This is a genomic window from Micromonospora sp. CMU55-4 (genome assembly GCF_011602315.1).
In the GTDB taxonomy this organism is placed as follows: Bacteria; Actinomycetota; Actinomycetes; order Mycobacteriales; family Micromonosporaceae; genus Micromonospora; species Micromonospora chalcea.
Map to the genome: position 1 here is coordinate 109,655 of NZ_JAAOLH010000018.1, position 20,342 is coordinate 129,996.

Here is a 20,342-nt window from a genome sequence, read left to right on the forward strand (position 1 = left end):
GCGACGGCCGCCACGGTCCGCCCGCCCGTGGGCCGGACGCGGCCACCTGGGAGGCGCGGGTCTATGGCGTACGACGACGCGGGTCGGACAGCGCCGCCGGAGACATCGTCCGGCGTGCCCGCCGCCGTACTGGAGCACGTCTTCGACGACCCGGCGCACGGCGAGCCCGGCCGGGACCGCATCGCGGTGCACGTGCTCTGGGAGTTCGTGCTGCTCGCCGCGCTGGTCGCGGTGACCTGGCTGCTCTGGCGGGAGAACGCGGACGCGCTGCGCGGCGGCTCCCTGAAGACGCTGCTCGTCGACGTGGCCGCGCTCGGCCTGCTCACCCTGGCCGCCGGCCTGAGCCTGCGGGCCGGCGCGGTGAACCTGGCGGTCGGCCCGGTCGCGCTGGCCGCCGCGCTGCACTTCGCCGAGCAGGGCGACCGCGGCATGCGGGAGGCGCTGCTGCCGGCGCTCGCGGTGGCGGCGGCGGCCGGGCTGGCGCTCGCGCTGGCCGTGGTGGTGCTGCACGTGCCCGGCTGGGCGGCGAGCCTGGCCGGGGCGGCCGGCGTGATCGTCTATCTGGAGCGCCGGAGCGTGCCGGTCGCGGTGCAGAGTGACTACGACCCGCGCCGCAACGCGCTGTACCTCTTCGTGGGCTTCGCCGCGGTGGCCGTCCTCGGTGGCCTGTTCGCCGCGATGATGCCGGTGCGCCGGCTGATCGGCCGGTTCCGGCCGGTCGCCGACCCGGCCCGGCGGCGCGGCGCGGTGGCCGCCACGGTGACCGCGCTGGCGCTGGTCGCGTCCACCGTGCTGGCGGCGCTCGGCGGCGTGCTGATCGCCGCGAACGGGGACGGCGCCGTCGCGCCCGGCACCGGCCTGGACTGGACCGTGCTGGCGGTCGGAACGGTGATGCTCGGCGGCACCAGCGCGTACGGCCGTCGCGGCGGCATCTTCGGCACCCTGCTCGCGGTATGCCTGGTGGTGGTGTTCCTGGCCTGGACCGTGCCGCAGGGCTGGTCGGTCGGCCGGTGGGCGCTGGGCGGCGCCACGCTCGGCGCGGGGCTGCTCGTCACCCGGCTGGTGGAGACGTTCGGCCGGCCCCGCCCGGCGCCGCCGGCGACTGTGGGACCGGTTCCGGTCCGCCCGCTGCGGGACGGCGCGACGAGCGGCGGTTGGGGGATGACCCCGGCGCCCGAGCCGGCCGACACCTGGCCGTCGGTGCTGCCGGTACGCCAGAACGACACCCCGGTGGAGGCCTGGGAGGCCCCGCGCTGGGAGAGCGAGCCCCGGCGCTGGGACGCCGACGAACGCTGACCCGACCGCGGCCGTGCGTCCGGCGCGCCGGAGCTGATCTCGCCGGTTAGGCTCGGCGGCATGAGCGAGACTCCTGCCCCCGGCGGCCGCACCTTCGACGAGCTCGACAAGCTCTCCACCGAGGAGTTGCGCGAGCAGGCGTTCAACCTGGCCCGCGAGCGTCGCGACGTGGGCTTCTTCTGGTCGGTCCTGCGGCACCTGCCCAACGCCGACGAGGCCGCCGCGCTGGACGGCGCGCCGAACTCGATCGGCCCGACCATCGACGAGGCGAACGCGCTCTGGCGCGAGCTGACCGGGCACGGCTACGAGGAGTCCGCGCCGTTGCTGCGCGCCGCCTTCATCGACTACCTGATGAAGCACTGACGTCGATGACGACCCGCCGGCCGGCGACGGCCGGACGGTTGCGCAGGTTTGCCCGGCGCGACCGGCCGGGAACTGACCGTCGCATGGCTCTGAGCAACCGCCCCCGCGCCGTCTCCCGGTACGGCACGGCCGCCGGCACCGGCACCCTCGCCGCGTTCCTGCTGGTCGCCGTCGGCGGCAGTCCGATGTACGTGGACTGGGCGCAGCGCGCCACCGACCCGACCGGGGCGGGCGGCTGGTTCCTGCGGCTGCTGGCCTGGCCGTCCTGGCGGTGGCACGCCGACGAGGGCGTGTTCGCCACCAACCTGCGCGCGATCCTGCTGATCGTGCTGGCCGCTGCGCTGCTCTACCTGCTGCCCGGCCCGCAGGTCGACCGGGTGGCGTCCTCAGGCAGCCAGTTCCTCTCCGGCTGGGGCGCGTACGTGCTCGCCGCCGGGCTCAGCGCCCTGCTCGCCACGCTCCTCGGCCCGCACGGCTCGCTGTTCGCCGCGTTCCAGTCCGCCAGCACCGGCGTCACGTACGGCTTCTTCGCCGGCTGGATCGTCGGGCTGGCCAGCCTGGGCGGCCGGGCCTGAGCTCAGTCCACAGCGCCCAGCGCCAGCACCCGGGTACGGGCGAGCAGGCCCACCGCCCGGCCCTCCTCGGTCACCACGGCGTGCTCCGCGCCGGAGGTGAGCAGCGCGCCGAGCGCGTCGTACGCCGAGTCGCCGAGCGCCACAGTGGGCAGGCCGGCGCCCCCGTCGGCCGGGAGCGGGTCGAGGACCGCGCGGGTCACCGGGGTCACCGCGAGGCGCCGGATGCCCCGGTCGGCGCCGACGAACTCGCGGACGAAGTCCGAGGCGGGTGACCCGAGCAGCGCGGCGGGCGTGTCGTACTGCTCCAGCCGGCCGCCCTCGGAGAGCACCGCGATCCGGTCGCCGAGCCGGACCGCCTCGTCGAGATCGTGCGTGACCAGCACGATCGTCTTGCGTACCTCGGCCTGCAGGCGCAGGAACTCCTCCTGCAGGCGGGTCCGGACGATCGGGTCCACCGCGGAGAACGGCTCGTCCATCAGCAGCACCACCGGGTCGGCGGCGAGCGCCCGGGCCACCCCGACCCGCTGCCGCTGCCCGCCGGACAGCTCGTGCGGGTACCGCCGGCCGAACTGGGCCGGGTCGAGGCCGACCAGTTCCAGCAACTCGCCGACGCGGGCGCGGGTGCGCTGCTTCGGCCAGCCCAGCAGTCCCGGCACTGTCGCCACGTTCGCCGCGACGGTCTGGTGCGGGAAGAGGCCGACGTTCTGGATGACGTACCCGATGCGGCGGCGCAGCGCCACCGGGTCGACCCGGGTGACGTCGTCGTCGCCGAGCAGGATCCGCCCGCCGGTCGGCTCGATCAGCCGGTTGATCATCCGTAGCACCGTCGACTTGCCGCAGCCGGACGGGCCGATCAGGACCACCAGCTCACCGGCGCCGACCTGCAGGCTCAGCTCGCGTACCGCCTCGGTGCCGTCCGGGTAGCGCTTGCGGATGCGTTCCAGCGTGATCGACGCCGCGCCGTGTCCGGCAGCGTCCCCCGGGGTACCGTCCACCTGTGTCCCTCCACCTGAGCTACCGGGCCGACCCGGGTAATCCGTGGTTCTCCTGGCAGTACGTGCGGGACAACTCTGACACGATCCTGGCCGCGCTGCGTGAGCACACCTGGCTGACCGCCCGGGCCGTGGTGATCGCCGCGCTGGTGGCGCTGCCGCTCGCGGTGCTCGCGTACTGGTTCCGGTCGTTGTCGGCCTCCATCCTTGCGCTGACCGGGGTGCTCTACACCGTCCCGTCGCTGGCGCTGTTCGCCTTCCTCGCGCCCTACCTGGGCATCGGCGCGATCACCGTGCTCACCGTGGTGGCGCTGTACGCGCTGCTGGTCATCGTGCGCAACGCGCTGGCCGGGCTGAACCAGGTGCCGCCGGAGGTGCGGGAGGCCGCCGAGGGCATGGGGTACGGCCGGTGGGGGCGGCTGTTCCGGATCGAGCTGCCGCTGGCGCTGCCCGGCATCCTCACCGGCGTACGGCTGGCGACGGTGTCGACTGTCGCGCTGGTCACGGTGGGTGTGGTGGTCGGCCGGGGCGGGCTCGGCCAGCTCATCTTCGCCGGCTTCCAGAACAACTTCTACAAGGCACAGATCATGACCGGCACGGTGCTGTGCGTGCTGCTGGCGCTGGTGCTGGACCTGGTGCTGGCCGGCGTGGGCCGCCTGCTCACCCCGTGGCTGCGCGGGAGGTCCGCCCGGTGAACCCCGTCGAGCAGGCGGTCGTCTGGCTGAACGACCCGCTGAACTGGACCAATCCCGGCGGCGTGCTGGACCGCCTCGGCGAGCACCTGAGCATGTCCGCCCTGGCGGTGCTGCTCGGATGCCTGGTGGCCTGGCCGATCGGCCTGTGGCTCGGGCACAGCGGCCGGGGCGGCGGGCTGGTGCTGCTGGTCTCCAACGTCACGCTGGCGATCCCGACCCTGGCCCTGCTGACCATCCTCCCGCTGACCTTCCTCGGCTTCGGCCGGCCGGCGGTGGTGGTGGCGCTCGCGGTCTTCGCGGTGCCGCCGCTGCTGGCGAACGCGTACACCGGGGTGCGGCAGGCCGACCCGGAGGCGCGGGACGCGGCACATGGGATGGGGCTGTCCGGCGGGCAGGTGCTGCGCCGGGTGGAGCTGCCGCTTGCCGTGCCCTACCTGGCGGCCGGTTTCCGTACCGCGGCCGTGCAGGTGGTGGCCACCGCCGCGCTGGCCTCGTTCGTCAACGGCGGCGGGCTGGGCCAGATCATCCGGGCCGGCTTCGGGCTCGACATCGCCGCCGGCGGCGGCCAGATCATCGCCGGCGGGGTGCTGGTCGCCGGGCTGGCGCTGCTCGTCGAGGGGCTGCTCGCGATCGTGGAGCGGCTCGTCACGCCGCGTCCGCTGCGCCCGGTCCGCCGCCGGGCGAACCGCCGCGCGACGGCTGCGACGGCCGGAAGTTGAGCCGCCGGTGACGATCGGGTGACGAAAACCGCTCCGAGTTTGTCGGTCGGGTCCGGAGGATATTGGCTGGAGTCGCGGGTGGCCGTCCGGTTCGCCCGTCGGACACGCGGCCGGCCCGACGGGTCGCGCCGGGACACGGAAGGCGGGCACTCATGCGTGCGCGTACACGACTGGTCGCGGGGGCGTTCGGCGCACTCACCGCGGCCGCTCTCCTCACCGGCTGCGGCGACGCCGGCTCGTCCGGCACCGACGCGCCCGAGCAGGGCGCCTCGGGGGCCGGCTGTGCCCCGGTGGCGGGCGACCAGCTCGTCGTCCTGACCGACGACAAGAAGCTCCAGAACACCGACAACGTCATTCCCGCGATCAACGCGAAGGCGGCCACGCCGCAGCTCGTCGCCGCGCTGGACAAGGTCTCCGCGAAGCTCGACACCCCGAAGCTGATCCAGCTCAACCGGGCAGTCGACGTCGACCGCAAGACGCCCCAGGCGGCGGCGAAGGAGTTCGCGTCCGCCAACGGCGTGACCGACGGGATCGAGAAGGGCCCGGGCGGCCAGATCACCGTCGGCGCCGGCAACTTCAGCGAGAGCCAGACCATCGCCGAGCTCTACAAGATCGCGCTGGAGGCGGCGGGCTACCAGGTCAAGGTGCAGACGATCGGCAACCGGGAGCTGTACGGCCCGGCTCTGGAGAAGGGGCAGATCCAGGTCGTCCCGGAGTACGCCGCCACCATGGCGGAGTTCCTCAACACCAAGGCCAACGGCAAGGACGCCCAGCCCGTCTCCTCACCGGAGCTGGACAAGACGGTCGCCGCGCTGAAGACCGAGGGCGACAAGGCCGGCCTGGTGTTCGGCCAGCCGTCCCAGGCGCAGGACCAGAACGCGTTCGCGGTGACCAAGGCGTTCGCCGACAAGTACGGCGTGTCCACGCTCTCCGAGCTGGCCGCGAAGTGCTCCGGGCAGGCCACCGTGCTCGCCGGTCCGCCGGAGTGCCCGCAGCGGCCGAAGTGCCAGGCCGGTCTGGTCGAGGTCTACGACTTCAAGGCGGGCTCGTTCAGTTCGCTGGACGCGGGCGGCCCGCAGACCAAGAACGCGCTGAAGACCGGCGCCGCGAGCGTCGGCCTGGTCTTCTCCTCCGACGCCGCGCTGGCCACGAGCTGACGCGCCGCGGCCGGCCGGCGCCACGCGCGCCGACCGGCCGCGCACCCCGGGCGGTTGCCTGCTCAGCAGGCCCGCACATCGAGTCACGCCGACCCGTTCCCCTCAGGTGGAACTCTCGGTACTGTGCTCAGCCATGCCCGCCTCGGTCGCTCCTGCCGACAAGCGCAACCCCACCCCGCTGACAGTCCTGTTCTGGGCCGGTGTGGGGCTGGCGCCGCTGGCCGCGCTCATCCTGCTGATCGCCGACGGCAACGGCTCGCTCCGGTTCGGCGCGGTCCTGGCGATCCTCGCCGTCGTGCTGATCGGCCTGTCCATCGCGCTGCGGCCGGAGGGCGGTTCGGGCGGCGCGGCGTCCGAGGAGTTGCGCGAGGAGCTGGAGCAGCTCCGGCGGGAGCTGCGGGCCGAGATAGTGGCCGCCGCTCAACGCGGCAACCAGGCGCTGGACCAGGCACGCCGGGCGGAGGAGGCGGCCGGGGCGGTGCGGCATCGGCTCGATGCGGCCGCCGCGGGACTGGCCTCCGCGCCCGCCCAGGATCGCCCGAGCGGCGCGGCCCGGGTGCCGGCCGCCGGGGCGTACGAGGCGGATCGGGGCCACCCGGCCGGTCGCGACGAGGACGAACCGGCTCGTCCGGCGTACTCCGGTGGCCGCTACGGCGGCGAGCCCGACGGCGAACCGCCGCGGGCGGGTCGCCACGACGCCGAGCCGGCGCGGGCGGCGGTACGCCCGCCGGACCGGCCCGGGAGCGGCGTGTACGGGTCGGCGCGCGTGTCCGAACCGGCCGCCCGGCCGGAGTCCCGCCCGGTGGGCGTGGTCCACCACACCGAGACCGTGCACGTCACCACCCGGCACACCATCGTCGGCGGTGGCGCCGAGCCGACCGGCTCCCGGTACGGCGGATTCCCCGGCGGTTGGTCGGACGAGGACCGCTCCCGGGGCGGCGACCCGGCCGATCACCGGGGCGCGGGGCAGCGTGAGCGGGGCCGCGAGGACCGGGCCGACGCGGGATGGACCGGCACGGACGACAGCGGCTGGGGTGCTCCGGCGGGTGGCGAGCGCTCCGGGTACGGCCGCCGGGTCGGGAGTGCGCGGGACGACGGCTTCGGGCCGGGTGACGGGCACTCGCCTGCCGACGCCGGACGCGCGGGCGCCGAGCATCCGTGGGCGGGCGTCGGCGGGGAGCAGGGCTGGTCCGTGGGTGGCCGTTGGTCGGACGATCAGGGCCGGGCTGCGGCCCAGGAGCAGCGACAGTGGTCGGGCGACGACCGGGCCGGCTGGGCGCCGGGCGGCGCGGCCGACGTTCCGGCCTGGCCACCGGCCGCGCGGCACAGCGAACCCGCCGCGCGGCACAGCGAACCCGCCGCGCGGCACAGCGAACCGGCCGTCCGGCACAGCGAACCGGGCGCGTCCGGGGCCCTGGACGCGCGGGAAGGCCGGGACCGGGCGGACGGCGATCACTGGTCCGAGCTGCGTGCGGGTAACCGCTGGGCGGCGGTCCGCGACGACGACGCGGGCCGGGAGATCCGCCTCGGGGAGCGACGGGCCGCGATGCACGCCGACAGCGCCGGCACGGAGTACCGGATCGAGGACCGATGGGCGTCGGTGCGCGGCGGCAGGGCGGACGCGGGTGGGCCGGGTGACGGCCACCCGGCGTTGCCGGCCGGCGGGGTGCCGGTGCCGGACGAGTGGCGGCCGCCGACCCAGCGCAGCGGCCAGCCGGAGTGGCGCCAGCCGCCCCCGGAGTGGCGTCAGCCCGAATCGGCGCGCCGCGAGCCCGAGCCCGAGCCGCAGTGGCGTCAGCCGGAACCGCAGTGGCGTCCGCCGGAGCCGGAGAGGCGTCCGGCCGATTCGCAGCGCCGCGAGTTCGAGCCGGACTGGCGTCAACCCGAACCGGAGTGGCGCCAGGGCGAGTCGCAGTGGCGTCCGGCCGAGCCGGAGTGGCGTCAGCCGGAACCGCAGTGGCGTCAGCCGGAACCGGAATGGCGAGGCTCGGAGCGCGGCGCCCACGGCCAGCAGCGGGACACCGCCGACCGCTGGCGCTGAGCGCCCACGATCACTTGTCGATGTCGCCGACCACGAAGAACATCGAGCCGAGAATGGCGATCAGGTCGGGCACCAGGCAGCCGGGCAGCAGCGACGACAGCGCCTGCACGTTCGCGTACGAGGCGGTGCGCAGCTTCATCCGCCACGGCGTCTTCTCGCCCCGGGACACCAGGTAGTAGCCGTTGATGCCGAGCGGGTTCTCGGTCCAGGCGTACGTGTGCCCCTCCGGCGCCTTCAGCACCTTCGGCAGCCGCGTGTTCACCGGCCCGCTGATCCGGTCCACCCGGTCCAGGCACTGCTCGGCGAGGTCGAGCGAGACGTACACCTGGTCGAGCAGCACCTCGAAGCGGGCGTGACAGTCCCCGGCGGTCTTCGTCACCACGGGCACGTCGAGCTGGTCGTAGGCCAGGTACGGCTCGTCGCGACGCAGGTCGAGGTCGAGCCCGGAGGCGCGGGCGACCGGCCCGGACGCGCCGAACGCGGCGGCGTCGGCGGCGGAGAGCACGCCGACCCCGACGGTACGGGCCAGGAAGATGTCGTTGCGCCGGATCAGGTTGTCCAGGTCGGGCATCCGGCGGCGTACCTCGGCGATGGCGGCGCGGGCGCGTCCGGTCCAGCCGGACGGCACCTCCTCCTTCAGGCCGCCGACCCGGTTGAACATGTAGTGGATCCGGCCGCCGGAGACCTCCTCCATCACGGCCTGGATGGTCTCCCGTTCCCGGAACGCGTAGAACATCGGCGTGATCGCGCCGATCTCCAGCGGGTACGAGCCGAGGAACATCAGGTGGTTGAGCACCCGGTTCAGCTCGGCCAGCGCCATCCGCAGCCAGGTGGCGCGTTCCGGCACCTCCATGCCCATCAGCCGCTCGACCGCGAGCACCACGCCCAGCTCGTTGGAGAACGCCGACAGCCAGTCGTGCCGGTTCGCCAGCACGATGATCTGCCGGTAGTCGCGTACCTCGAAGAGCTTCTCCGCTCCCCGGTGCATGTAGCCGACGATCGGTTCGGCGGCGACCACCCGCTCGCCGTCGAGCACCAGCTTCAGCCGCAGCACGCCGTGCGTCGAGGGGTGCTGCGGCCCGATGTTGAGCACCATGTCGGTGCCGAGCTGCTCACCGCCCGCGCCGGTGCCGACTGTGAGCTCGCGGAGGTCGGCGGCGTCCGTGGTCATGCCCGTCATCGTGCCACGACCGCGTCGAGCGCGACGCCGACCGGCTGCCGCAGCCACAGGTGCCCGCCGAGCCCGGCCGGGTCGGTCAGCTCGGCCGCCGCCGACGCCGCGGCGAGCGCCCGCAGGTAGCCGGCCGGGTCGCGGGAGGCCAGGCTCAGCGGCGGTCGCCCGCCGTCGGCCCCGAGCGCCCGCAACGCCTCCCGCTGAGAGACCACTGAGTACGCGCACCGCGCGACCCGCTCACCGGCGGAGGCGACCGAGTCCATGGCGACGTGCGCCGTCACGTCGCACGACCCGTCCGGAACCGGCGGCACCTGCCGCCCACCCCGATACCCGGTCAACGTCCCGTCCAGGGGACGCGAGTCCCGCAGATGCCCGTAGTCCACCGCAAGCGCCAGCCCCCGCGCCACCTTCCCGACGGCCCCCGCCCAGGCCAGATCCCGCCCCACCCCGATCTCCGCCCGCCCACCGCTGCTGCCGCCCCCACCAACGGCGTTGATCAAGGAGTTTGTGTCCTGATCCGAGCTCTCCACGTCCGCAAACTCCTTGGTCAACGGGGCGTTGCGCGGGAGGGCCGGGGGCCACCAGTGGGTCAGCCAGGTGGTTTCGGTGGGGGACGGGGGCGGGCCCAGCGTCTCCTCGCCGGTTCTCGGGTTCACCAGGAGGAGGCGCCAGCCTGCCTGGGTGTGGACCGCCACGTCCACCGGGACGTTGTCCAGCCATTCGGTGGCCAGGAGCAGGCCGGTGATGCCGTCGGGGATGTCGGTTCGCCAGTCGATCTCCGGAGGCAGGTCCGGCGGGCGGGTGGCTCGTTCCACTGCCACCGGGTGGATCCGGGCGGACAGCTCGGGTGCGGCCCGGGCCAGCAGGGCCCGGAGCAGTTCGCCCCGGCCCGCGCCCACGTCCACCACGTCCAGCCGGTCCGGGTGGCCCAGCGCCGCGTCCACCGCTTCGAGTTGCCGCAGCAGGCAGGCGGCGAAGACGGGTGAGGCGTGCACGCTCGTGCGGAAGTGCGCGGCTGGGCCGGCGCCGGAGACGAAGAACCCGTCCGGCCCGTACAACGCCTGCTCCATCGCGTCGCGCCAGCGCAGCGGGGTGGTCACCCGCCGACCCTACGGGACGTACCCGAAAGTGCGGTTTGCCCGCCACCGCAGCGGCCTCTTCGGGCGGCCGGTGAAGGTTTTCACACCTTCTTGTTTCCGGTCTGTCACCCGGGCGCATACTTGCCATCGACCGGTACCCCCTTCGAGGACTGGATCGCCGCCATGAGCGCACCGCTGCGCCACCGGGCCACCGCTGCCCCGCTCGTCTTCCCGCGTACCCTCGCCGTCGGCGTGCTCGGCGCCGGCCGGGTCGGCGCCACGCTGGGCGCGGCTCTCGCCGCCGCCGGCCACCGCGTGGTCGCCGCGTCCGGCGCCTCGGGCGCGACAGGGGCCCGGCTGGCGCTGCTGCTGCCCGAGACCCCGCACCGCTCCGCGTCCGAGGTGGCGCGTGCCGCCACCCACCTGCTGATCGTCGCCGTCCCCGACGACGCGCTCGCGGGCGTGATCGCCGACCTGGCCGCGAGCGGCGCGCTGCGCCCCGGCCAGGTGGTGGCGCACACGTCCGGCGCGCACGGGCTGGCCGTGCTGGCCCCGGCCGCCGAGGCCGGCGCCCGGCCGCTCGCGCTGCACCCGGCGATGACCTTCACCGGTACGCCGGACGACCTGTCCCGCCTGCCCGGCATCTCGTACGGCGTGACCGCCCCGGCCGAGCTGCGCGCGTTCGCGGCCCGGCTGGTGGCCGACCTGGGCGGTGTGCCGGAGTGGGTCGGCGAGACCGACCGGCCGCTCTACCACGCGGCGCTCGCGCACGGCGCGAACCACCTGGTGACGCTGGTCAACGAGGCGTCGGACCGGCTGCGTGACGCCGGCGTGGAGCGGCCGGAGAAAGTGCTCGCCCCGCTGCTGCGGGCCGCGTTGGAGAACGCGCTGCGGTTGGGCGACGACGCGCTGACCGGCCCGGTGTCGCGGGGCGACGCGGGCACCGTACGCCGGCATCTGGACCGGCTGGCGCGGACCGCGCCGGAATCCGTACCCGCGTATCTGGCGTTGGCACGACGGACGGCGGACCGCGCCGTCGCGGTCGGCCGCCTGCGCCCGGCGGACGCGGCCGCCCTCCGGGACGTGCTGGACGGAATCGAGGTGGCGGCCTGATGGCCGAGGTGCTGCACACGCGCAAGGAGCTGGCGGCCGCCCGCGAGGCGATGACCGGCACGGTCGGCGTGGTGATGACCATGGGCGCGCTGCACGCCGGGCACGAGATGCTGCTGCGGGCCGCCCGCGAGCGGGCCGACCACGTCATCGTGACGATCTTCGTGAACCCGCTGCAGTTCGGCCCGAACGAGGACTTCGACCGCTACCCGCGCACGCTCGACACGGACCTGGAGATCTGCCGCCGGGTGGGGGTGGACGCGGTGTTCGCGCCGCCGGTGGCCGAGATGTACCCGGAGGGGCAGCCGACGGTACGGCTGAACCCGGGGCCGCTCGGCGAGGACCTGGAGGGTCTGAGCCGTCCCGGCTTCTTCCACGGCGTGCTCACGGTGGTCATGAAGCTGCTCCAGCTCACGCAGCCCGACCTGGCCTTCTTCGGCGAGAAGGACTACCAGCAGCTCACCCTGGTGCGCCGGATGGTCCGCGACCTCGACGTGCCGACCGAGATCGTCGGCGTGCCGACCGTACGCGAACCGGACGGCCTGGCCCTGTCCAGCCGCAACCGTTACCTGTCGGCGGCGGAGCGGGAGGCGGCGCTGAGCCTGTCCGTAGCGCTGCGGGCCGGGGCGGCGGCGGCCGAGCGGGGCGAGGACGCGGGCGCGGTGCTCGCGGCCGCCCACCGGGCCTTCGACAACCCGGCCGCCCGCCTCGACTACCTGGTGCTCACCGACACCGAGCTGGAACCCGGCCCGGTCGACGGGCCGGCCCGGCTGCTGATCGCGGCCTGGGTCGGCGCCACCCGCCTGATCGACAACACGGCGATCCACCTCGCGCCGCGTCCCTGACCCCACCACGAATGCGGAAAGGCACCCCGATGTTCCGGACCATGCTCAAGTCGAAGATCCATCGCGCCACCGTGACCCAGGCCGACCTGCACTACGTCGGCTCGGTGACTGTGGACGAGGATCTGCTCGACGCGGCGGACCTGCTCCCCGGCGAGCAGGTGGCGATCGTGGACATCACGAACGGCGCGCGGCTGGAGACGTACGTGATCCCGGGGCGGCGGGGCAGCGGCGTGATCGGCATCAACGGCGCCGCCGCGCACCTGGTGCACCCCGGTGACCTGGTCATCCTCATCTCGTACGGGCAGATGGACGACGCCGAGGCCCGCACGTACCGCCCGAAGGTGGTCCACGTCGACGCCGACAACAAGGTCGTGGACCTGACCGCCGACCCGGCCACGGCCGCCCCCGGCACCGCAGGCGCCCCCGTCCCCAACCCCCTGGCCGCCTCTCCCCGTTGATCTTGCGATCGCGGTCCCTCCGCCACCCCTTTCAGGCGGTTTGTCGAGGCGGTTAGTGCAAGATCGACGGGGCGGAAGAGCGGGGAACGCGGTCTGTCACCGGAAGGTCATTTTCGGCTACCCTGGGCGGACCGTCGGGGATCGACGGTCGTCGGCTGGGGGAGGCCGCGATGCGCCGTGCGATGAGCTTCCTGGTCGCCGCGATGGTCGCGAGCGCCGCTCTGACCGGCTGCGCCGGCACCGGCGGCCTGGACGGCGACCTCGCCGACGACTGGCCTGCGATGGCCGCACCCGGGCCGTTCACCCCGGCCGCAGAGGTCTGCCAGGTCGCCGACTTCATCCCGAGCGTCGGCCTGTCCGCGTACGCGCCGGTCGGCTGCGAACTGCCGCACCGGGTGGAGACCGTGCACGTCGGGGCGTTCACCGCCGACCGGCCCGCCCCGCCGGCGCTCGCCTCACCGGAGATGCGTACCGCGTTCGCCGACTGCGACAAACGGGCCAGCGGGTACGTGGGTGACGACTGGCGCGCCGGACGCCTCCGGCTGGCGGTGGCGGTGCCGACCGCCCTCGGCTGGACGGCCGGCTCCCGCTGGTACCGGTGCGACCTGACCGAGCTGACCACGGTCGAGGCGGCGGCCACCGTGGTCACCCGTACCGGCAGCCTGCGCGACGCGCTCAAGCCGCCCTCCCCGCTGCGGCTGGGCTGCCAGCGCACCACCCGGGAGGCGGGCCGGGTGCAGCGGCTCACCCCGGTCGACTGCGCTGTCGCGCACGACGCGGAGTTCGTCGGCGTGTGGGCGGCGCCGGACCGCCCGTACCCGAAGAAGCCGGAGGACTGGGTTCCCCTCTACGACGGCTGCTTCGCCGTGATCGCCCGCTACGCCGGGGTGCCCGCCGACGCGTTCCTGCGCTACCGCAGCGACGTGGTGGTCCGCCCGCCCGCCGCCGGTCGCTGGGCGGTCGGCGACCGGGGCGTGCGCTGCTACCTATGGCTCAGCGACCGTACGGTGACCACCTCGCTCAAGGGCGCCGGACCGGCTGCCCTGCCGCGCCGGACGAGGTAGCCGAGGGCACTCGTCACGCCCCCCGCGCCCGAGCCGAGTTCGCTTCGGGTTGACTGTGCTCATGGACCTACCCACCGTCGACCTGCCGACGCTGCCCCGGCTGCTCGCCGCGCCCGCCCCCGGGTGGGTGGAGACGACAGACGTGATCGTGGTCGGCTCCGGCGTGGCCGGGCTGACCGCCGCGCTGCACCTGCGCGAGGCGGGTCTGCACGTCACTGTGGTCACCAAGGTCGACATGGACGAGGGTTCGACGCGCTGGGCGCAGGGCGGCATCGCCGCCGTACTGGACCCGGCGGACACGCCGGACGCGCACGCGTACGACACCGAGGTGGCCGGCGTCGGCCTCTGCGACCCGGCGGCGGTCCGCGCGCTCGTGGCCGAGGGCCCGACCCGGCTGCGCGAGCTGATGCGGATCGGGGCGGAGTTCGACCGCAACGCGGACGGGTCGCTGATGCTGACCCGGGAGGGCGGCCACCGCGCCGACCGGATCGTGCACGCCGGCGGTGACGCCACCGGCGCGGAGGTGCAGCGGGCGCTGCACGACGCGGTACGCCGCGACCCGTGGATCCGGCTGGTCGAGCACGCGCTGGTGCTGGACCTGCTGCGCGCCCCCGGCGACGGGCCGGGCGGGCTCGGTCCGGCCTGCGGGATCACGCTGCACGTGCTCGGCGAGGGCAGCGAGGACGGCGTCGGCGCGATCCTCGGCCGCGCGGTCGTGCTGGCCACCGGCGGGATGGGGCAGATCTTCGCCGCCACCACCAACCCGGCGGTGTCCACCGGCGACGGGGTGGCACTGGCGCTGCGCGCCGGCGCGGCCGTCACCGACGTGGAGTTCGTGCAGTTCCACCCGACCGCGCTGATCGTGCCGCCCGGCGGGCCGGGCGCGGGGCTGGCCCAGCAGCCGCTGGTCTCCGAGGCGCTGCGCGGCGAGGGCGCGCACCTGGTCGACGGCGACGGCAAGCGGTTCATGGTGGGCCAGCACGAACTGGCCGAGCTGGCGCCCCGGGACGTGGTCGCCAAGGGCATCCACCGGGTGCTGCTCGCGTCCGGCGCGGACCACGTGTTCCTGGACGCCCTGCACCTCGGCGGTGACTTCCTGGCCCGGCGGTTCCCCACCATCGTCGCGTCGTGCCTGGCCATCGGCGTGGACCCGGCGACCGACCTGATCCCGGTCGCGCCGGCCGCCCACTACGCCTCCGGCGGCGTCCGGACCGACCTGCGCGGCCGTACCTCAATCCCCGGCCTGTACGCCTGCGGCGAGGTCGCCTGCACCGGCGTGCACGGCGCGAACCGGCTGGCCAGCAACTCGCTGCTGGAAGGGCTGGTCTTCTCCCGCCGGATCGCCGAGGACATCGCCGCCGGGCTGCCCGAGCAGGCCCGCCCGGCGGAGACCGGCGCCTGGATCGGCGGCCCGGGCGCGCTGGTGCCGGCGTCCGGCACGGCGGAACTGCAACGGGCGATGACGCGGGGCGCGGGCGTGCTCCGGTCGGCGCGGACGCTGGAGGCCACCGCCGCCGCGCTCACCGGGCTGGGCGCGGGGCGGGGCGTGCCGCGTACCGCCGACTGGGAGGCGACGAACCTGCTCACCGTGGCGTCGACGCTGGTCGCGGCCGCGTACGCCCGGCAGGAGACGCGGGGCTGTCACTGGCGGGAGGACTTCCCGACGGCCGACGAGCGGTGGCTGGGCCACCTGGTGGCCGAGGTGGATACGGACGGCCGGGTGGCCGAGCGCTGGGAGGAGAAGCACTGATGAGGGAGTCGACGGAGCAGGCGCTGCGCGACGGTGGCCTGGACCCGGAGCGGGTCCGGCGGATCATCCTGGACACGCTGCACGAGGACCTCGGGCCCGACTTCCTCGACGTGACGAGCGTGGCCACCATCCCGGACGAGCAGCAGGACACGGCCGATCTGGTGGCGCGCGCCGACGGCGTGGTGGCCGGGCTGCCGGTGGCCGCCGCCGTGTTCGAGCTGGTCGCCGACGTGACCGGCGCCGGGCGTACGGTCGAGGTGTCGGTGGTGGCCCACGACGGGCAGCGGGTGGCGCGCGGCGACGTGCTGGCCACTGTGACCGGCCCGACCCGGCTGCTGCTGACCGCCGAGCGGACGGCGCTGAACCTGCTGTCCCGCATGTCCGGCGTGGCGACGCACACCCGGGCCTGGGCCGACGAGCTGGCCGGTACGAAGGCGACGGTGCTGGACACCCGCAAGACCACGCCGGGCCTGCGGGCGCTGGAGAAGTACGCGGTCCGGGCCGGCGGCGGCACCAACAAGCGGATGGGCCTGTACGACGTCGCCATGATCAAGGACAACCACAAGGTCGCCGCGGGCGGGATCAGCGCCGCGTTCCGCCGGGTCCGGGAGGCGTTCCCCGACGTCCCGGTGCAGGTCGAGGTGGACACGCCGGCCGAGGCGGTGGAGGCGGTCGAGGCGGGCGCGAAGTTCCTGCTGCTGGACAACATGACCCCGGCACAGCTGCGCGAGGTGGTGGCGTCGGTGGGCGACCGGGCGGAGCTGGAGGCCACCGGCGGGCTGACGCTGCCGATGGCCGCCGAGTACGGCGCGACGGGCGTCGACTTCCTCTCCGTCGGCGCGCTCACCCACTCCTCGCCGATCCTGGACATCGCCCTCGACCTGCGCGACGTCTAGGCTGCCGCTGTGCTGCTCTGCATCGACATCGGAAACACGAACACCGTGCTGGCGACCTTCGACGGCGACAAGCTGGTGCACTCGTGGCGCATCAAGACCGACGCCCGCTCCACCGCGGACGAACTGGGGCTGATGTTCCGCGGGCTGCTCGCCGGTGACGCTGTGGAGATCACCGGGGTGGCCGCCTGCTCGACAGTGCCGGCCGCGCTGCGCTCGTTGCGCACCATGCTCGACAGGTACTACGCCGACCTGCCCAGCGTGATCGTCGAGCCCGGCGTCCGCACCGGCGTCCAGCTCGCCATCGACAACCCGAAGGAGGTGGGCGCGGACCGCGTGGTGAACACGCTTGCCGCGTACACGCTCTACGGCGGGCCGTCGATCGTGGTGGACTTCGGCACCACCACCAACTTCGACGTGATCAGCAGCCGGGGGGAGTTCCTCGGCGGGGCGTTCGCGCCGGGCATCGAGATCTCCTTCGACGCGCTGGCCGCCCGCGCCGCGCAGTTGCGCAAGGTGGAGGCGACCCGCCCGCGCTCGGTGATCGGCAAGAACACGGTCGAGTGTCTCCAGGCCGGGCTCTACTTCGGCTTCGCCGGTCAGGTGGACCGCATCGTCGAGCGGATGTCCGAGGAGCTGGGCGGGGTCAAGGCGGTCATCGCCACCGGCGGCCTGGCGTCGCTGGTGCTCGGCGAGTGCCACACCATCACCCACCACGAGCCGATGATCACGCTGATCGGCCTGCGGATGGTCTACGACCGCAACACCTGAGGTGCAAGGAAGGGCCCCCTGTTAACGCCTCCGGTAGAGGAGGGGCCCCTTTTTAACGCCGCCGGGCCCGGAGCACCATCGTGCGGTAGGGCAGCTCGACCGTCTCCCGGCCGGCCAGGTCGGGGTGGGTGGCGAACAGCTCCGCCAGCTCCGCGTCCACCCGTCGCCGCTCGTCCGCGTCGGCGGTCAGCCAGAACGAGCGGGTGTGCAGCATGCTCACCACCTCGTCCGGCGTGAGCGTGGTCGCGTGGGCGAACTCGCCGATCTCGACAGCGGTGAAGGCGGCGCCGAAGTCCGCGTACCGCTGCGTCACGTCGCCCGCGTTGTCCCCGAGGTGCGCGATCCGGGTCAGCTCCGCCACCCACCCGACCCGCTCGTCCCGGATGTTCCAGACCGGCGCGAACGTGCCGCTCGGGCGCAGGACGCGCGCGGCCTCGGCGTGCGCCCGCTCCCTGTCGAACCAGTGGTAGGCCTGCCCGACCAGCACCGCGTCCACCGACCCGTCCGGCAGCGGCACGGCCTCGGCGCTGCCCGCGAGCGCCGTCGTGCCCGGCGTGGCGGCGGCCAGTTGCGCCCGCATCCCCGGATCCGGTTCCACGGGTACGACCTGAGCCACCGTCCCGTCCGCGGTGAGCGCCAGCAGTCCCCGGGTGAGGATGCCGGTGCCCGCGCCGAGGTCGACCACCCGGGCGTCGTGCAGCCCGTCCAGTGCCCAGCGCAACGCGGCCCGGGGATAACGGGGACGGAACCGGTCGTACTCGGCCGCGGCGGCGCCGAACGAGAGCGCCGCAGTGGGGTCGGTCATGACGGGCAGGTTATCCCGTAACGGCCGCCAGGCCGCTTGAGTACGCTCATGTGCTGACCCCGCCGATGTTCCCAAGGCCTGAGGAAGCGTGCCGTGACCGAGCAGAACGCCCTGCCAGCAGACCCCGCCGACGACCTTCCCGAGCAGATGAAGGTCCGCCGGGAGAAGCGGGACCGGATGCTCGCCGAGGGCACCGAGCCGTACCCGGTGGGTTTCCCGCGCACCACGACGCTCGCGCAGCTGCGCGAGCGCTACGCCGACCTGCCCACCGACACCGCCACCGGCGACCGCGCCTCGGTCACCGGCCGGGTGATCTTCATTCGCAACACCGGCAAGCTCTGCTTCGCGACGCTTCGCGACGGTGACGGCACCGAACTCCAGGCGATGCTCTCGCTGGACCGGGTCGGGCCGGAGCGGCTGGCGGACTGGAAGCGCCTGGTCGACCTCGGCGACCACGTCGGCGTGACCGGCGAGGTGATCACCAGCCGGCGCGGCGAGCTGTCCGTGCTGGCCGAGGAATGGGTGGTCACCGCCAAGGCGCTGCGCCCGCTGCCGGTGGCGCACAAGCCGCTGAGCGAGGAGTCCCGGGTCCGCCAGCGCTACGTGGACCTGGTGGTCCGCCCGCAGGCCCGGCAGATGGTCCGCACCCGGGCCACCGCCGTCCGCAGCCTGCGGGACACGCTGCACGGGCAGGACTTCATCGAGGTCGAGACCCCGATGCTGCAACTGCTGCACGGTGGCGCGGCGGCCCGCCCATTCGTGACCCACAGCAATGCGCTCGACACGGATCTGTATCTGCGAATCGCGCCGGAACTGTTTCTCAAGCGCGCGGTGGTCGGTGGCGTCGACCGCGTCTTCGAGATCAACCGTAACTTCCGTAATGAGGGCATCGACTCTTCGCACTCGCCGGAGTTCGCGATGCTGGAGGCGTACCAGGCGTACGGCGACTACGACACGATGGCCGAGCTGACCCGAAATCTCGTACAGCAGGCCGCGATCGCGGTCGCCGGATCGACCGTGGTGACCCACGCCGACGGGCGTGAGTTCGATCTGGGCGGCGAGTGGCGCTCGGTGACACTGTTCGGTGTCCTTTCCGAAGCACTCGGTGAGGAGGTCACCGTCCGCACCGAAAGGGCACGGCTGGTCGAGTACGCGGACAAGGTCGGTCTCTCCGTCGACCCGAAGTGGGGACCGGGCAAGCTGGCTGAGGAGTTGTTCGAGGAACTCGTGGTGCCGTCGCTTCAGGCGCCCACGTTCGTCCGCGACTACCCGGAGGAGACCAGCCCGCTGACCCGGGCCCACCGCAGTGAGCCGGGCCTGGCCGAGAAGTGGGACCTGTACGTGCTGGGATTCGAGCTGGGTACCGCGTACTCGGAGCTGGTCGACCCGGTCGTGCAGCGGGATCGGCTGGTCGCCCAGGCGCAGCTCGCGGCGCGCGGCGACGACGAGGCGATGCGGCTGGACGAGGATTTTCTCCGAGCGATGGAGTATGGAATGCCGCCGTCCGGTGGCATGGGAATGGGAATCGACCGCCTGCTGATGGCGCTGACCGGGCTGGGAATTCGGGAAACGATCCTGTTCCCGTTGGTCCGGCCGGAGTAGGCGCTCCCGCAAAGCTTCTCCGGCTCGTTACCCCGTCCTATTGACGGAACAAGCGCCGGACGGGTTATTGTGCTCTTGCGAGTATTGCAGGAGCAGCACCCTGCTCGAAAGGAATGTGGGACGTGGCCAAGCAGATCATTCACAAGCTGGTCGATGACCTGGACGGCGGGGACGCTGACGAAACCGTCAAGTTCGCGCTCGACGGCGTGCAGTACGAGATCGACCTCTCCGCATCCAACGCGGAGAAATTGCGTGACGTATTCGCGCCGTACATCGCGAACGGAACGAAGGTCGGTCGCGGGGGTGTGGTCGTGGGTGGCCGGGCCGCTCGGGGCCGGGGCGGCGCGACCGCCGACCGCGAGCAGAACCGGGCCATCCGCGAGTGGGCCAAGAAGGCCGGCAAGGACATCTCCGACCGGGGCCGGATCCCGCAGGAGATCGTGGACGAGTACCACGCGAAGGCGGGGCACTGACCCCACCTTCGTCACGGGCGACGCGACGCCGGGCCGGAGTGCGACTCCGGCCCGGCGTCGCCGTTTCCGCCCCCGTTGTCACGCTCGCGGCCGGCGTCCCGCCGAGTGGCGGATGTCCGATCCGCCTGGCGGCGAGGCGGGGTGGGGTGGGAAGAAATCTCCCCCCGGGGAAGTTGTCCACAGGCGGTGGAGATTCCGTCCACAGGTTGTGGACAAGCGCGGCGGGTGTGTGACGCCGCCCAGGTCTGCTCGGCCGGCCCTCTGCCGCCGGTCGAATTTCGCTCTGCGCGTACAGGCAGGGGTCCCGGAACACCTCCTGAGCGTGGACGGTTGTCTGAAACGACGTCGGAACGAGCATTCGCGGGGCCACACGACCTCAGCGGAGACGGTCCGCGGCGATAGAGTAAGGAGGCACGGACGCCCGTCCCGGACGTCCGCGCACCGGCCCCGCCGAGATCTGACCATCAAGGCGCACGGCAC

Annotated in this window: 20 protein-coding genes; 16 read left to right on the forward strand and 4 right to left on the reverse strand. The window is 73.7% G+C overall.

The genetic code is table 11. The features are described 5' to 3' along the window. The first annotated feature begins 63 nt into the window (after positions 1-63). The 3 genes from HA073_RS26135 (at position 64) to HA073_RS26145 (ending at position 2,234) form a co-directional block, all read left to right on the forward strand. The gene (locus HA073_RS26135; RefSeq protein ID WP_043327900.1) at positions 64-1,296 is read left to right on the forward strand and encodes an ABC transporter permease; all 1,233 of its coding nucleotides are present in this window, start codon (positions 64-66) and stop codon (positions 1,294-1,296) included. A gap of 60 nt (positions 1,297-1,356) precedes the next feature. Continuing rightward, positions 1,357-1,659, forward strand: coding sequence for a hypothetical protein (locus tag HA073_RS26140; RefSeq protein ID WP_030502043.1), 303 nt, complete (start codon positions 1,357-1,359; stop codon positions 1,657-1,659). 83 nt (positions 1,660-1,742) lie between these two features. Further along, positions 1,743-2,234 carry a hypothetical protein gene (locus HA073_RS26145; protein ID WP_064446780.1) on the forward strand — a complete coding sequence of 164 codons (492 nt, stop codon included), beginning with the start codon at positions 1,743-1,745 and terminating at the stop codon, positions 2,232-2,234. A 2-nt stretch (positions 2,235-2,236) separates the two neighbouring features. Here HA073_RS26145 and HA073_RS26150 read toward each other — a convergent pair whose 3' ends face one another. Continuing rightward, positions 2,237-3,229, reverse strand: a complete 993-nt coding sequence (locus HA073_RS26150) for an ABC transporter ATP-binding protein (protein ID WP_043327902.1) — start codon at positions 3,227-3,229, stop codon at positions 2,237-2,239. Between the two features lie 2 nt (positions 3,230-3,231). Here HA073_RS26150 and HA073_RS26155 point away from each other — a divergent pair, with 2 nt between their 5' ends. The 4 genes from HA073_RS26155 (at position 3,232) to HA073_RS26170 (ending at position 7,838) form a co-directional block, all read left to right on the forward strand. Continuing rightward, positions 3,232-3,921: an ABC transporter permease gene (locus HA073_RS26155; RefSeq protein WP_043327903.1), complete on the forward strand. Its 690-nt coding sequence runs from the start codon at positions 3,232-3,234 to the stop codon at positions 3,919-3,921. After that, positions 3,918-4,640 carry an ABC transporter permease gene (locus tag HA073_RS26160; protein ID WP_051611574.1) on the forward strand — a complete coding sequence of 241 codons (723 nt, stop codon included), beginning with the start codon at positions 3,918-3,920 and terminating at the stop codon, positions 4,638-4,640. The genes HA073_RS26155 and HA073_RS26160 overlap by 4 nt, the downstream gene beginning before the upstream one ends. A 152-nt stretch (positions 4,641-4,792) precedes the next feature. Beyond that, on the forward strand, positions 4,793-5,797 hold the full coding sequence (locus tag HA073_RS26165; RefSeq protein ID WP_043327905.1) for a glycine betaine ABC transporter substrate-binding protein: 1,005 nt from the start codon (positions 4,793-4,795) through the stop codon (positions 5,795-5,797). 133 nt (positions 5,798-5,930) lie between these two features. Beyond that, entirely contained in the window at positions 5,931-7,838 is a 1,908-nt protein-coding gene (locus HA073_RS26170; protein WP_166457518.1) for a hypothetical protein, read from the forward strand. Positions 7,839-7,848: 10 nt separating this feature from the next. Here HA073_RS26170 and HA073_RS26175 read toward each other — a convergent pair whose 3' ends face one another. Next, positions 7,849-9,018, reverse strand: a complete 1,170-nt coding sequence (locus tag HA073_RS26175) for an NADH-quinone oxidoreductase subunit D (RefSeq protein WP_176722867.1) — start codon at positions 9,016-9,018, stop codon at positions 7,849-7,851. Next, a complete protein-coding gene (locus HA073_RS26180) occupies positions 9,015-10,082 on the reverse strand; it encodes an SAM-dependent methyltransferase (RefSeq protein WP_166457524.1) in 1,068 nt (355 codons plus the stop codon). The genes HA073_RS26175 and HA073_RS26180 overlap by 4 nt, the downstream gene beginning before the upstream one ends. A 192-nt stretch (positions 10,083-10,274) precedes the next feature. Here HA073_RS26180 and HA073_RS26185 point away from each other — a divergent pair, with 192 nt between their 5' ends. The 7 genes from HA073_RS26185 (at position 10,275) to HA073_RS26215 (ending at position 16,982) form a co-directional block, all read left to right on the forward strand. Beyond that, a complete protein-coding gene (locus tag HA073_RS26185; RefSeq protein ID WP_166457519.1) occupies positions 10,275-11,204 on the forward strand; it encodes a Rossmann-like and DUF2520 domain-containing protein in 930 nt (309 codons plus the stop codon). Beyond that, complete coding sequence (gene panC / locus HA073_RS26190) at positions 11,204-12,046, forward strand: pantoate--beta-alanine ligase (protein WP_069089316.1); 843 nt, start codon at positions 11,204-11,206, stop codon at positions 12,044-12,046. The genes HA073_RS26185 and panC overlap by 1 nt, the downstream gene beginning before the upstream one ends. A 29-nt stretch (positions 12,047-12,075) precedes the next feature. Next, complete coding sequence (panD, locus tag HA073_RS26195) at positions 12,076-12,504, forward strand: aspartate 1-decarboxylase (protein WP_166457520.1); 429 nt, start codon at positions 12,076-12,078, stop codon at positions 12,502-12,504. A gap of 170 nt (positions 12,505-12,674) precedes the next feature. Beyond that, a complete protein-coding gene (locus HA073_RS26200) occupies positions 12,675-13,568 on the forward strand; it encodes a septum formation family protein (RefSeq protein WP_064446773.1) in 894 nt (297 codons plus the stop codon). A 61-nt stretch (positions 13,569-13,629) separates the two neighbouring features. Next, complete coding sequence (locus HA073_RS26205; protein WP_166457521.1) at positions 13,630-15,318, forward strand: L-aspartate oxidase; 1,689 nt, start codon at positions 13,630-13,632, stop codon at positions 15,316-15,318. Continuing rightward, on the forward strand, positions 15,318-16,214 hold the full coding sequence (gene nadC, locus HA073_RS26210) for a carboxylating nicotinate-nucleotide diphosphorylase (protein ID WP_064446772.1): 897 nt from the start codon (positions 15,318-15,320) through the stop codon (positions 16,212-16,214). Before HA073_RS26205 ends, nadC begins: the two co-directional genes overlap by 1 nt. 9 nt (positions 16,215-16,223) lie before the next feature. After that, entirely contained in the window at positions 16,224-16,982 is a 759-nt protein-coding gene (locus HA073_RS26215; RefSeq protein ID WP_030504826.1) for a type III pantothenate kinase, read from the forward strand. Positions 16,983-17,034: 52 nt separating this feature from the next. Here HA073_RS26215 and HA073_RS26220 read toward each other — a convergent pair whose 3' ends face one another. Continuing rightward, complete coding sequence (locus tag HA073_RS26220; protein ID WP_043327914.1) at positions 17,035-17,787, reverse strand: class I SAM-dependent methyltransferase; 753 nt, start codon at positions 17,785-17,787, stop codon at positions 17,035-17,037. Between the two features lie 93 nt (positions 17,788-17,880). Between HA073_RS26220 and lysS the strand changes: the two genes are divergently transcribed. Further along, the gene (gene lysS / locus HA073_RS26225) at positions 17,881-19,389 is read left to right on the forward strand and encodes a lysine--tRNA ligase (protein WP_166457522.1); all 1,509 of its coding nucleotides are present in this window, start codon (positions 17,881-17,883) and stop codon (positions 19,387-19,389) included. Positions 19,390-19,511: 122 nt separating this feature from the next. Then, the gene (locus HA073_RS26230; protein WP_166457523.1) at positions 19,512-19,862 is read left to right on the forward strand and encodes an Lsr2 family protein; all 351 of its coding nucleotides are present in this window, start codon (positions 19,512-19,514) and stop codon (positions 19,860-19,862) included. Positions 19,863-20,342 lie beyond the last annotated feature (480 nt).